This is a genomic window from Mesorhizobium sp. KACC 23794, assembly GCF_052180275.1.
Lineage (GTDB): Bacteria > Pseudomonadota > Alphaproteobacteria > Rhizobiales > Rhizobiaceae > Kumtagia.
On sequence record NZ_CP197465.1, the window covers coordinates 2,969,208 to 2,981,417 of the forward strand.

11 protein-coding genes are annotated in these 12,210 nt (G+C 64.8%); 9 read left to right on the forward strand and 2 right to left on the reverse strand.

Annotated features, from left to right (window positions below; all coding sequences use genetic code 11):
• Nucleotides 1–171: 171 nt before the first annotated feature.
• From ACSBOB_RS14520 to ACSBOB_RS14530, 3 genes are all read left to right on the forward strand, one after another.
• Complete coding sequence (locus ACSBOB_RS14520) at nt 172–660, forward strand: CreA family protein (RefSeq protein ID WP_442583092.1); 489 nt, start codon at nt 172–174, stop codon at nt 658–660.
• Between the two features lie 38 nt (nt 661–698).
• Complete coding sequence (locus tag ACSBOB_RS14525; protein ID WP_442583093.1) at nt 699–1,340, forward strand: DapH/DapD/GlmU-related protein; 642 nt, start codon at nt 699–701, stop codon at nt 1,338–1,340.
• A gap of 120 nt (nt 1,341–1,460) precedes the next feature.
• Entirely contained in the window at nt 1,461–1,949 is a 489-nt protein-coding gene (locus ACSBOB_RS14530) for a hypothetical protein (protein WP_442583094.1), read from the forward strand.
• A gap of 72 nt (nt 1,950–2,021) precedes the next feature.
• On the opposite strand, the gene ACSBOB_RS14535 is transcribed toward ACSBOB_RS14530, so the two are convergent.
• Complete coding sequence (locus tag ACSBOB_RS14535) at nt 2,022–2,891, reverse strand: LysR substrate-binding domain-containing protein (protein ID WP_442583095.1); 870 nt, start codon at nt 2,889–2,891, stop codon at nt 2,022–2,024.
• A gap of 192 nt (nt 2,892–3,083) precedes the next feature.
• Between ACSBOB_RS14535 and ACSBOB_RS14540 the strand changes: the two genes are divergently transcribed.
• The 5 genes from ACSBOB_RS14540 to ACSBOB_RS14560 all read left to right on the forward strand — a co-directional run bounded on the left by ACSBOB_RS14540 (nt 3,084) and on the right by ACSBOB_RS14560 (nt 10,344).
• A complete protein-coding gene (locus ACSBOB_RS14540) occupies nt 3,084–4,277 on the forward strand; it encodes a 2-aminoethylphosphonate--pyruvate transaminase (RefSeq protein WP_442583096.1) in 1,194 nt (397 codons plus the stop codon).
• A 23-nt stretch (nt 4,278–4,300) separates the two neighbouring features.
• On the forward strand, nt 4,301–5,557 hold the full coding sequence (phnA, locus tag ACSBOB_RS14545) for a phosphonoacetate hydrolase (RefSeq protein WP_442583097.1): 1,257 nt from the start codon (nt 4,301–4,303) through the stop codon (nt 5,555–5,557).
• Nucleotides 5,558–5,845: 288 nt separating this feature from the next.
• Complete coding sequence (gene phnY / locus ACSBOB_RS14550; protein WP_442583098.1) at nt 5,846–7,303, forward strand: phosphonoacetaldehyde dehydrogenase; 1,458 nt, start codon at nt 5,846–5,848, stop codon at nt 7,301–7,303.
• A 148-nt stretch (nt 7,304–7,451) separates the two neighbouring features.
• Nucleotides 7,452–8,291: an EamA family transporter gene (locus ACSBOB_RS14555; RefSeq protein ID WP_442583099.1), complete on the forward strand. Its 840-nt coding sequence runs from the start codon at nt 7,452–7,454 to the stop codon at nt 8,289–8,291.
• A gap of 238 nt (nt 8,292–8,529) precedes the next feature.
• Nucleotides 8,530–10,344, forward strand: a complete 1,815-nt coding sequence (locus tag ACSBOB_RS14560) for a DEAD/DEAH box helicase (protein ID WP_442583100.1) — start codon at nt 8,530–8,532, stop codon at nt 10,342–10,344.
• Between the two features lie 87 nt (nt 10,345–10,431).
• On the opposite strand, the gene ACSBOB_RS14565 is transcribed toward ACSBOB_RS14560, so the two are convergent.
• Nucleotides 10,432–11,178, reverse strand: coding sequence for a hypothetical protein (locus ACSBOB_RS14565; RefSeq protein WP_442583101.1), 747 nt, complete (start codon nt 11,176–11,178; stop codon nt 10,432–10,434).
• Nucleotides 11,179–11,740: 562 nt separating this feature from the next.
• Between ACSBOB_RS14565 and ACSBOB_RS14570 the strand changes: the two genes are divergently transcribed.
• On the forward strand, nt 11,741–12,067 hold the full coding sequence (locus ACSBOB_RS14570; RefSeq protein WP_442583102.1) for a hypothetical protein: 327 nt from the start codon (nt 11,741–11,743) through the stop codon (nt 12,065–12,067).
• Nucleotides 12,068–12,210: the final 143 nt, after the last annotated feature.

Below are 12,210 nucleotides of genomic sequence, written 5' to 3' on the forward strand. Positions count from 1 at the left end.
CAGCCGGCAGCGCGCGGAACGTGGAATGCGGTTCGAGGCGTCATTTGCTGAAAATAGCCTTGGGCGGGTCATAGCGGAAGGGGCCATGTTGACGCTGCCGGTGCCGTCGCACTTGCATTCGCGCCGCTGTGGTCCCACGTCTGGTCTCGCCGTTCGCAACAGGAGAATTTTATGCGCCCGCTCGCCGTACTGATATCGGCCGCCGCCGTTGCCTTGTCTTCAGGGCTCGCCCAAGCCCAGCAGGTCGGCGAGGTCGGCGTCGACTGGCTCGGCAACGACATCATCGTCGAAGCAATCAAGGATCCGAAGGTCGACGGCATCACCTGCCATGTCTCTTATTTCGACCGCGGCGTGGTCGACCGGCTGCAGAAGGGCAACTGGTTCGAGGACCCGTCCGATTCCGCAATCTCATGCCGCCAGACCGGACCGATCACCATCCGCGACATCGATTTCGGCGAGGAGGGCGAGGAAGTGTTCAAGCAGGGGATCAGCCTGATCTGGAAGAAACAGGTGGTGAACCGCATCTACGACAAGGCCAACCAGACGCTGATCTATCTTTCGCATTCGCGGCAGGTGCAGGACGGGTCGGCCAAGATGGCGATCTCGACCGTGCCGCTCTATGGCCAGGAGGTGGTGTGGACCAACGGCAAGCCGCAGTGAGGCTTGCCGACGGTTTCGCCGGCAAGTAGATCGCTGAAATGGATATCGATCCAAATCTGCGCTTCAAAGATTCCGAACCCCGCATTCATCCGACGGCGGAGCTGAAATCTTGCAAGCTGGGGCGCTATGCGGTGATCGGCGAGCGCGTCATCCTGCGCGAGGTGAGCGTCGGCGATTTTTCCTATTTCGAGCGGCATGCCGAGGCGATCTACACATCCATCGGAAAGTTCTGCTCTATCGCCGCCAACACCCGCATTAACGCGCTGGAGCATCCGATCGAGCGCATCACCCAGCACAAGCTAAGCTACCGGCCGAACGAATATTTCCGCTATCTCGGCGTCGACGAGGCCTTCCGAAAACGCCGGCAGGGCAAGCAGGTGACGATCGGCCATGACGTCTGGATCGGCCACGGCGCGGTGGTGATGCCGGGCGTGTCGATCGGCAACGGCGCCGTGGTTGGTGCCAATGCGGTCGTCACGCATGATGTCGAGCCATACATAATCGTTGCCGGCGCGCCGGCGCGCGCGTTGCGGCGTCGGTTCGCAGACGATGCATGCCGCCGCATCGAAAAGCTGGCCTGGTGGGACTGGCCGGCCGAAACGCTGTTCGAGGCGGTTCCCGACATGCAGACAATGCCGATCGAGGCATTTCTCGACCGCTGGGAAGCGCGGCTCGGTTAGCCGAAGCCTTCATTTCCCACATCGAGTCCGTTGCGGCGCAAGCATGCGGCCGGCATTTTTCGGGAACCATCTCCACGCCCAAGGGTTGACGCCGCGAGGGACAAACAGAGGAGATTCTCCATGAAACGCAGCCTCCTGTATGCCGCCTCCGTGGCGGCGATCACGGCTTTTGCAGTTCCGGCCTTCGCCGAGAGCCCGGCTCAAGCCAAGGATCCGGATTCCACCGGCCAGACCCAGATCAATCCCGGCGCGCAGCAATTCAACGCCGAAAGCGATACCGATACGATGACCACCGCCAGCATCGGCGACGTCCGTACCCTTACGCCGGTAATGGCAGCGGGCACGACGACCGCGGGCCAGATCCAGACGATTTCCACGATTTCGTCCGTGAAGGTGGTGCGGGTCGACGACTGGGCGAGCGCCGACAAGCAGGCGTTCGACGCAGCGATGAGCCAGAGTGCGGGACCTGTCGGCGACCTGCGCGCCGCTTTGGCGGCGAACACTGTCGTCACCACAAGGCTGACCGAACAGAAGGTCATGACCGACCATGTCGTGGCGAGCCAAGTCATGCCAGATGGGACCCTGGTCGTCTACACGTATGGCGGCTGACATTTAGCCATCTCTCTTGCGCGATGACTGTGCCGGCCTTCGGGCCGGCATTTTTTCGCGCGTGGCCGCCCGCTAACCTGCCGCCGCTGACCGGGCTATGTCGAGGAAGGCACGCACCAGCTTGCCGCCGCTGCGCTCGGTGAGGCAGATCAGCGCCTCGTCCATCAGCAAACCCGGCGCGTCGATCGGAATTTTTACCAGCCGGGAATCCTGTCCGAACTCGGCGGCCGAGACAAAGCCGATGCCGGCGCCGGGGGCGACGATCTCGCGCACGGCCTCGCGGCCCTCGGCCTCGATCATCGGCTTGAGTTCCACGCCAGCCTCCGCCGCGCCGTCCTCCAGCTTTCGGCGGGTTTTCGAGCCGCGCTCGCGCATGACCAGCGGCAGGTTGGACAGTTCGTGGAAGGTGAGGGATTTCTTGTGTGCCACTGGATTATCGATCGCCGCGAAGGCGACGATCGGCGTCGCGTTCAGCTTGACGATATCGAAGTCGCGGCTTGACGGGATTTCGCCGAGCACGCCGAGGTCCGCGTCGTAGCTGTAGAGGCTTTCGATCACGCTTTCCGTGTTGCCGGCGCGAACCGAGATTTTGACGCCCGGATATTTGCGCCGGAATTCAGCGAGGATTTGCAGCAGATGATGGGCGGCGTCGGCGACGATGCGCAGCGTGCCGGCGCGAAAGGCGCGCGATTCCGACAGGAGTTCCAGAGCCTGCTGCTCGTTGTCGAACATGCGGCGGGTGATGACCAGCAGCTTTTCACCGGCCGGCGTGAGCAAAACCTGCTTGCGCTGCCGGTTGAACAGCAGCACGTCATATTCCTCTTCCAGCTTGCGCACCTGGTCGGAGATCGCCGGCTGGGTGAGCAGGAGTTCTTCCGCCGCGCGCGAAAACCCGCCGGAGATGGCGACGTAGTGAAATGCCCGGAGTTGGACGTAGCGCATCGTATCTCCTTGCCGAGTCCGGCGGAACGGCTGCGATGGGCGCTTGCGATCGGCAAGGGAACGTGCCCAGATCGGCGAAACGCTTGGTAGTCGTTTTTCCAGTCAAACTTATAGATCGATACAAAATAACGATTTTACAGATAGATCGGTAAGTGGGAGATGTGCGCGTCGCAGACGCGCTGGGAGAACGAGATGCCCGACAACGATGCCGCCGAGCCGTTCGCGGCGCCCGCGATGGGCGAGCCCTATCTGCTGACGCCCGGCCCGCTCACCACCGCCACTTCGGTCAAGCAGGCGATGTTGCGCGACTGGGGCTCCTGGGACGCGGATTTTCGCGGGATGACTGCCGATCTGCGCCGCCAACTGATCGCGCTGGCGGGCGATACGGCCGGCGAGTTCGACTGCGTGCCGATGCAGGGCAGCGGCACTTTTGCCGTCGAGGCGATGCTCGGCTCGTTGGTGCCGCGTGACGGCAAGGTGCTGGTGCTGGCCAATGGCGCCTACGGACAGCGCACCGCGCAGACGCTTGCCTATCTCGGCCGCGCTCATGCGGTGATCGACAAGGGCGACTACCTGCCGCCGCTCGGCGACGAGGTGGCAACGGCGCTCGACGCCGATCCGGCGATCACCCATGTCGTCGTAATCCATTGCGAGACGAGTTCCGGCATCCTCAATCCTGTGGCGGAAATCGCCGAAGTGGTGGCGAAAAAAAGCCGGCGGCTGCTGATCGATTCAATGAGCGCCTTCGGCGCGGTGCCGCTCGATGTCAGCGAGATCCGCTATGATGCGCTGGTGTCCTCGGCCAACAAATGTATCGAGGGCGTGCCGGGCTTCGGCTTCGTCATCGCGCGGAAGAGCGAGCTGGAGGCCGCGAAAGGTCGCAGCCATTCGCTCAGCCTCGATGTCCATGCGCAATGGGCCTACATGGAAAAGACCGGCCAGTGGCGCTTTACGCCGCCGACGCATGCGGTGGCCGCTTTCCTCGAAGCACTGCGGCTGCACGCAGCAGAGGGCGGTGTCGCCGGGCGCGGCGCGCGGTATCGCCGCAATCGCGACGTGCTGGTCGCCGGCATGCGGGCGCTGGGGTTCGAGACGCTGCTGTCCGACGATTGGCTGTCGCCGATCATCGTCACCTTCTTCAACCCGGCCCACCATAATTTTGCATTCGACAGCTTCTATGGGCTGATGAAGGACAAGGGGTTCATCATCTATCCCGGCAAGTTGACGGCGGTGGACAGTTTCCGCATCGGCTGCATCGGCCGGATGGACGAGCATGTCATGCGCCGGGTGGTGACCGCGGCGGGCGAGTGCTTGGCCGAAATGGGCGTGGACAGCGCCGCGCCGCCTGCCGTCGCGATTGCCGAACGCGCCAAACTTGCCGCTTGATACGGCTCCAAAAGGATATTGCCATGAACCAGTTCTCCCGCGTCGCGGTGACCGTCAACGGCCGGGACTATGCCTGGCCGACCGTGCCGGCCATCGCCATCTGCCTCGACGGCTGCGAGCCGGCCTATCTGGATGAAGCGATCAAAGCGGGGCTGATGCCAGCGCTGGAAAAGATCAAGGTGAAAGGCACGGTGCGCACCGCGCATAGCGTCATCCCGAGCTTCACCAATCCCAATAATTTGTCGATCGCCACCGGGCGGCCGCCGTCAGTGCATGGCATCTGCGGCAACTATCTCTACGAGCCGGAGACCGGCCAGGAAGTGATGATGAACGATCCGCGTTTCCTGCGCGCGCCGACCATCTTCAAGGCTTTCTTCGATGCCGGCGCCAAGGTCGCCGTGGTGACGGCCAAGGACAAGCTGCGGGCGCTGCTCGGTCATGGTCTGTCTTATGAGGACGGGCGCGCGGTGTGCTTCTCTTCTGAAAAATCGGACAAGGCGACAAAGGCCGAAAACGGCATCGACAATGCCTCGGCATGGCTGGGGCGACCGGTGCCGGAAGTCTACTCGGCCGAACTGTCGGAATTTGTGTTCGCCGCGGGCGTCAAGCTGCTCAAGGAATTCCAGCCGGACGTGATGTACCTGACCACGACCGACTATGTGCAGCACAAATACGCGCCGGGCGTGAAGCAGGCGAACGATTTCTACGAGATGTTCGACCGCTATCTCGCCGAACTCGACACGCTGGGCGCGGCGATCGTCGTGACCGCCGACCATGGCATGAAGCCGAAACACAAGGCCGACGGCAGGCCGGACGTCATCTACGTGCAGGACCTGCTCGACGAATGGCTGGGCAAGGACGCGGCGCGGGTCATACTGCCGATCACCGATCCCTATGTCGTGCATCATGGCGCACTGGGTTCGTTCGCCACGGCTTACCTTCCGGCCGGCGCCGACCGTGCGGCGATCATGCGGCGGCTGGCGGGCATCGAAGGGCTCGACGTGGTGATCGATCGCGAGACCGCCTGCGCGCGCTTCGAACTGCCGGCCGACCGCATCGGCGACATCGTTCTGGTCTCGTCGGAGAACAAGACGATCGGCACGAGCGAGCACCGTCACGATCTCGCAGCACTCGACGAGCCGCTGCGTTCGCATGGCGGGCTGACCGAGCAGGCGGTGCCGTTCATCGTCAACCGCCAGCTTGCCGATCTGCCGGATGCACCGGCGCTGCGGAATTTCGATGCTTTTTTTTACGCAGCGATGGCGGCGGCGCGTGGTTGACGATGTGCGTCCTTCGAGGCTCGCCCGTTGAGATTGTCGCTCAACAAGTCCCGTCGTACGGGCTCGCACCTCAGGATGAGGACCGAAGTAGTTACATCGCCAATCGCCAAATCTGCAGGCTTTCCGAGATTCCGCTTGCCTGTCAGAAACTAGGTTGACGGTGAGCGGTGCAGCCACGACGGTCCTCATCCTGAGGTGCGAGCCCGCACCGCGTTGATTGGGAAAGTGAAATCATTGGCGGGCGAGCCTCGAAGGACGCACGACCGACAAATCACAATGGATACAGCCATGACCAAGGCCCAGACGTCATTCCAGGTCCGCCACGAGCCGATGCGGATTGCCGGCCGCAAGGTCGATGCCGATGCCGTTGTCGAGGTGCGCTATCCCTACACGGATACCGTCATCGGCACCGTGCCGGCGGGGCAGGCGCACCACGCCCGCGAAGCGTTCCGGATCGCGGCGGAGTACACGCCGAAGCTGACACGCTACGAACGCCAGCGCATCCTGCTGAAAACCGCCGAGATGCTGGCCGCGCGCAAGGAGGAGATTTCCGACTTGATCACGCTGGAACTCGGCATCTCCAAGACGGATTCCCTCTACGAGGTCGGGCGCGCCTTTGACGTGTTCACACTGACCGGCCAGATGTGCATCCATGACGACGGCGAGATTTTTTCCTGCGATCTCACCCCGCACGGCAAGCAGCGCAAGATTTTCACGATGCGCGAACCGCTTCGCTCGATCTCGGCGATCACGCCGTTCAACCATCCGCTCAACATGGTGTCGCACAAGGTGGCGCCGGCGATCGCCACCAACAATTGCGTGGTGGTCAAGCCGACCGAACTGACGCCGATGACGGCGCTCGTGCTTGCCGACATCCTTTACGAAGCCGGCCTGCCGCCTCAGATGCTGTCGGTCGTCACCGGCTGGCCGGCCGAGATCGGCGACGAGATGATCCTCAACGACAATATCGATCTCATCACGTTTACCGGCGGTGTGCCAGTGGGCAAGATGATCGCCTCGAAGGCAGGCTACAAAAGGCAGGTTCTGGAACTCGGCGGCAACGACCCGCTGATCATCCTGAACGATCTTTCGGACGACGATCTGGCGCGGGCGGCGGATCTCGCGGTGGCGGGCGCGACGAAGAATTCCGGCCAGCGCTGCACGGCGGTGAAACGCATCCTCGTCCAGGAAAAGGTCGCCGACCGTTTCGTGCCGCTGGTGCTGGAGCGGGCGAAAAAGCTGCGCTTCGGCGATCCGATGGATCGTTCGACCGATCTGGGCACGGTCATCCATGAGAAAGCGGCCGCGCTGTTCGAGCGGCGCGTCGAGATGGCGGCGGAAGAGGGAGCCGAAATTCTCTATCATCCCGGCCGGCAGGGCGCGTTGCTGCCGCCGATCGTCGTCGACCGCGTGCCGCACTCCTCGGAACTCGTCATGCAGGAGACGTTCGGGCCGATCGTGCCGATCGTGCGGGCGCCGGACGATGACGACGCGCTGATCGCGTTGTCGAACTCGACCGCCTTCGGCCTGTCGTCAGGCGTGTGCACCAACGATTTCCGGCGGATGCAGAAATACATCGCCGGGCTCAGGGTCGGTACAGTCAACATCTGGGAAGTGCCGGGCTATCGCATCGAGATGAGCCCGTTCGGCGGGATCAAGGATTCCGGCAATGGCTACAAGGAGGGCGTCATCGAGGCGATGAAGAGTTTTACCAATGTGAAGACGTTTTCCCTGCCCTGGGGATAAAGGCAGGGCAGGCGAAGCGAGGCACTTGGCACAAGCCGGCCAAACCGATTGATGCTTAGCTGACCAACGAAAACGCTTCGCTCGAAGTGTTCCCGCCCGCCAATCAGGCCGCCCGGCCGCCCTTCCCGCGGGAAGGGCAGGAACAAAAATGTCCGCATTTGCGCTCTCGCTCGTGCTTTCCGCCGCCGTGCTGCACGCCAGTTGGAACGCACTGGTCAAGGCGGCCTCCGATCGCGCGCTGACCATCGCGGCGGTGGCGTCGATGCATGGGCTTGGCGGGCTGATCCTGATCATGCTCAGCGCGCCGCCGGCGATGGCGAGCTGGCCGTCGATCGCCGCTTCGACACTGATCCACTATGCCTATTATATCCTGCTGTTCCAGGCCTACAGGCTTGGCGACCTCAGCCAGGTCTATCCGATCTCGCGCGGCATGGCGCCGGCCGTCGTGGCGATGGGCACCTATCTGATCATCGGCGAAAACCTGACCACGCTCGGCTGGGCCGGCCTCGCCGCCATCTCACTCGGCATCTTCTTCCTGGCGATCCAGCGCGGGGCCGCGCATGCCGACAAGCGGGCGGTGGGCGTGGCTTTGCTGCTCGGGCTGACGATTGCCGGCTATTCGATCGCCGATGGCATCGGCGTGCGGCTTTCGCAGGCTCCGATGGGCTATATCGGCTGGCTGTTCCTGCTGGAATCGCCGGTGCTGTTTGCCATTTTATGGCAGCGGCGACGCAAGGCGACCGCGTTCGACTGGCGGGTGTTCGGCATCGGCATGGTCGGCGGCGTGTTCTCTGTCGCCGCTTACGCGACCGTGCTCTACGTGAAAACCTTCGCCCCGATCGGGGCGGTCTCGGCGATCCGCGAATCCAGCGTGGTCATCGCCGCGCTGATCGGACTGGTCTTTTTCGGCGAACGGCCGTGGCTCGGCCGGCTGATATCGGCCGTGATTGTCGCAGCGGGCGTGATCACGCTCGCGGTGTTCGACTGATCTCGTTCGGCAGCCCGGCCTCATCTCTCCTCGGTGGTGAGTTGCGCGCGCTGGCGCGTCAAGGCCGGCGAGAAGGGCGAGAAGAAGGCGGATTGACCGCAGGCGGCGTATTTTGCTGGCAAGCCGCCCGCCCAGGCTCTAAACCACCGCCAGGGACCCTCAATCGCACAATGCCATCGGGTCGCAGCCGATTTTTGCGCCTTCCGTGACGGAGGCGCCTCGTATTTGAAAGACAATCATGACGACATTCGACGGCATCGTTCCCGCGCTGGCGCATGCGCTCGCCGCACGCGGCTATCTCGAACTCACGCCGGTGCAGCAGGCGGTCACCGGGCCGGACCTCGAGGAGCGCGACGCGCTGGTCTCGGCGCAGACCGGCTCGGGCAAGACGGTGGCCTTCGGCATCGCCATTGCCCGCACGCTGCTCGGCGATGCCGAGCGCTTCGGCCCGGCCGGCGCGCCGCTGGCGCTGGCGATCGCGCCGACGCGCGAGCTCGCCTTGCAGGTGATGCGCGAGCTCGAATGGCTCTATGCCGAGACCGGCGCCACCGTCGCCTCCTGCGTCGGCGGCATGGACATGCGCACCGAGCGGCGCGTGCTGGAGCGCGGCGCGCATATCGTGGTCGGCACGCCCGGCCGGCTGCGCGACCACATCATGCGCAATTCGCTCGATATGTCGGCACTGCGCGCCGTGGTGCTCGACGAGGCCGACGAGATGCTGGATTTGGGTTTTCGCGAGGACCTCGAATTCATCCTCAACGCCGCGCCGCCGGAGCGCCGCACGCTGATGTTCTCGGCCACCGTGCCGCGCGCCATCGCGGCCCTTGCCGCGAGCTACCAGCGCGACGCGCTGCGCGTTTCCGTGCAGAGCGCCGAGAAGCAGCATGCCGACATCGACTACCGCGCGCTGACGGTGGCCGGCCACGACCGCGAGAACGCCATCATCAACGTGCTGCGCTATTACGAGGCGGCCAGCGCGCTGGTGTTCTGCTCGACGCGCGCGGCGGTCAACCACATGACCGCCCGCTTCAACAATCGCGGCTTTTCCGTCGTCGCGCTGTCGGGGGAACTCAGCCAGAGCGAGCGGACGCATGCCTTGCAGGCGATGCGCGACGGGCGGGCGCGGGTGTGCATCGCCACAGACGTCGCGGCGCGCGGCATCGACCTGCCCAACCTCGAACTGGTCGTGCATGCCGACATGCCTACCAACCCCGACACGCTGCTGCACCGCAGCGGCCGCACCGGACGGGCGGGGCGGAAGGGCATCAGCGTGCTGATCGTGCCGTACAGCGCGCGGCGGCGCATCGAGCGGCTGTTGCAGAACGCCAGCGTCAAGGCGTTCTGGACCACGCCGCCGACCATCGAGGACGTCAACAAACGCGACGACGAGCGGCTGCTCGCCAACCCGCTGCTGGCCGGGCCGGTGGCCGCCGAGGAGAAGGCGCTGGTGCGGCAGTTGCTGGAGCAGAATTCGCCCGAGCAGATCGCGGCGGCCTTCGTGCGCGTGCTGCGCGCCGGCCGCTCGGCGCCGGAGGAACTGGCGGAGAGCCAGCCCCCCGAGCGGGAGCGCCCGGAACGCGGCGAACGGCAGGCGGCAAAACCGGCGCGCGAGCGCGAGTTCGGGCCGAGCGTCTGGTTCTCCGTGTCGGTGGGGCGCAAGCAGAACGCCGAGCCGCGCTGGCTGCTGCCCATGCTCTGCCGGCGCGGCAACATCACCAAGGGCGACATCGGCGCGATCCGCATGCAGCAGGCGGAGACCTTCGTGCAACTGACCGCCGCCAGCGCCGACGGGTTTTTGGCCGCGCTCGGCCCGGAGCGGGTGCTGGAGAACGGCATTCGCGCTACCCGGCTGGAGGGCGCGCCCGACATGGGCGAGGCGCCGCAAAGAGCCTATTCGAAGCGCAAGGATTTTGCGGCGGCGGATGCAGGCAAGCCGGAGCGGCCGAAGTTCCGCGACCGGAAGGGCGACAAATCAGTCGACAAGGCGCCATGGGCGGGCAAGAAGGCGGGCAAGCCGGGGTTCGACAAGGCAAAGAAACGCAAGAAGCCGTAAGCCGGAAGGCAACAGCCATCGCCGCCATGCGGCGGAAATCCGCCGTGGCCGTCGATCCCTGAGGCCTCGTGTCCGGCCAGGATGCCGTCAGGACGTGTCGGAAAACTCCAGCGCGTAGACGGCCAGCGCATGGGCGTGCGCCAGAATCTCGTCGATCTCGCGAATTCTTCGGGGATGGTCGGCGGATGGGTCATAGCCGGACAGCCGCCCACCGGGCGGACGCCCGCGCCGCAGCGGCGAGAGCCGCCGGAAGCGGCCGGCGGCGGGTTTTTGCTGCGCGGCGTCGTTGCGCGCCTTCCAGATGGCGAAACGTCTTGCCTGGCCCGGCAGGTCGTCGAGCGCGCGACCCAGCGCCTCGAGGCGCAAGGCCAGCCGCGCCGCATCGACCGGGTCGTCCGGCGAGGGCGGCGGAGGCAAGAGACGGAATGGCGCATCGAGCGACAGGATGCGCGGGGCGGCGTGCGCCGGCGTGTAATGGAAGCAGGGGCGGAACGGGCGTTTCAGCGGATCGAGCAGCCGCAGGTTTCGTGCATGCTGGGGGCACCGGCGACGCTTTTTCGGCATGACCGGCATGAAGGCGCGGGGACCGCGCCCGATCGCGGGTTTCGGCTTTCGCATGCGTGCCGCCGGCAAGGCCACCACCAGGCCACGCGCCGCCGCGATGATCAGCCGCCGTGCGGCGGCCTCGGCCGGGCGCAGCAGCCGCAGGATCGCGCGATGAAGCCGGCGGGGCAAGGTTGACCCACCATCCGCCATCCCGGCCATGGAGACGAGCATCGCCAGGATGCGCTTCAGCGCTTCCCGGTTCCGCTCGATAGCTGCACTTCCGTCCATCGCCGCTTCTCCAGACAAGGCCGGCGCCATTGTCGCATTGGTCGAAGAGGCGGGGACGGGATGCCGGCGGATTTGTTGAATGATACGGCAGCAAAGTCGGGCGGATGAACGATTTCAATATGTTGGCGATAGCCAACAAGGCGTTGGCGGGAATATTTTTTCGCAGTGTGGATTTTTCTTCCCCCATTTTTGAAGTCATATGTTCGGCGGAGCGTGGCCCACGTCGTACTCCGTCCAACACCCCTCATCCGTCTCGGCGCTACGCGCCGATCCACCTTCTCCCACAAGGGGAGAAGGGGAAGTGCTGCCGCGTCGTCTCCGCAAATCTACAACGTTGGCGATTGGTGGCGAGGTCGACGCCAACTCCCCCTTCTCCCCTTGTGGGAGAAGGTGGCCTCGCGAAGCGAGGTCGGATGAGGGGTGCTGGACGGAGTGCGACATGTCCAGTTGCGCCGTTCTTGAGAAGGCTCACGGACCCCCGTAGGACAGTCAGGGCGGACGCGCGCGGTCAAGGTCAACAGCCGCCGGCATTCGCTTATCTAACGACGCCGGAGACCGACATATGAGCCTTCACAAGATTCCGATGGCGGCAGTCCTGATCGTTGCGTCGGTCCTCGTGGCCGGCGCGGACGGCTGGCAGCGCTACGCCAATGCGCGCTTCGGCTATGCCATCGACATCCCGCCAGGCTTTTCCGAAGTCGCCGAGGCCGACGACAGCGACGGCGGCACCAGCCGCCCGGCGGACGGCAGTGCCGAACTTGCCGTGTGGGGCGCCTGGCTGGTCGACACCGGTTTCAGCGCAGAAATTGCCGAGCGCATGCGCGGCGACGAGGCCGATGGCTGGGCGCTGAGCTATCGCCGCGAGACAGTTTTCGGCGCGAGCTGGTAGGGCCTGCGCAACGGCCGCATCCTCTACGTCCGCGCAATCCCGCTCTGCGACGGGCGGCCGGGTATTTCAGGCGGGAGTATCCGCAGGCGAGCGCGAAGGTTTTTGACGCGGTGATAAAGAGGCTGGTGAAGGGGTTTGGCGGA

Coding starts and splice junctions, on each gene's coding strand:
- ACSBOB_RS14520 (WP_442583092.1), top strand. CDS start 172: ATGCGCCCGCTCGCCGTACTGATATCGGCCGCCGCCGTTGCCTTGTCT.
- ACSBOB_RS14525 (WP_442583093.1), top strand. CDS start 699: ATGGATATCGATCCAAATCTGCGCTTCAAAGATTCCGAACCCCGCATT.
- ACSBOB_RS14530 (WP_442583094.1), top strand. CDS start 1,461: ATGAAACGCAGCCTCCTGTATGCCGCCTCCGTGGCGGCGATCACGGCT.
- ACSBOB_RS14535 (WP_442583095.1), bottom strand. CDS start 2,891: ATGCGCTACGTCCAACTCCGGGCATTTCACTACGTCGCCATCTCCGGC.
- ACSBOB_RS14540 (WP_442583096.1), top strand. CDS start 3,084: ATGCCCGACAACGATGCCGCCGAGCCGTTCGCGGCGCCCGCGATGGGC.
- phnA (WP_442583097.1), top strand. CDS start 4,301: ATGAACCAGTTCTCCCGCGTCGCGGTGACCGTCAACGGCCGGGACTAT.
- phnY (WP_442583098.1), top strand. CDS start 5,846: ATGACCAAGGCCCAGACGTCATTCCAGGTCCGCCACGAGCCGATGCGG.
- ACSBOB_RS14555 (WP_442583099.1), top strand. CDS start 7,452: ATGTCCGCATTTGCGCTCTCGCTCGTGCTTTCCGCCGCCGTGCTGCAC.
- ACSBOB_RS14560 (WP_442583100.1), top strand. CDS start 8,530: ATGACGACATTCGACGGCATCGTTCCCGCGCTGGCGCATGCGCTCGCC.
- ACSBOB_RS14565 (WP_442583101.1), bottom strand. CDS start 11,178: ATGGACGGAAGTGCAGCTATCGAGCGGAACCGGGAAGCGCTGAAGCGC.
- ACSBOB_RS14570 (WP_442583102.1), top strand. CDS start 11,741: ATGAGCCTTCACAAGATTCCGATGGCGGCAGTCCTGATCGTTGCGTCG.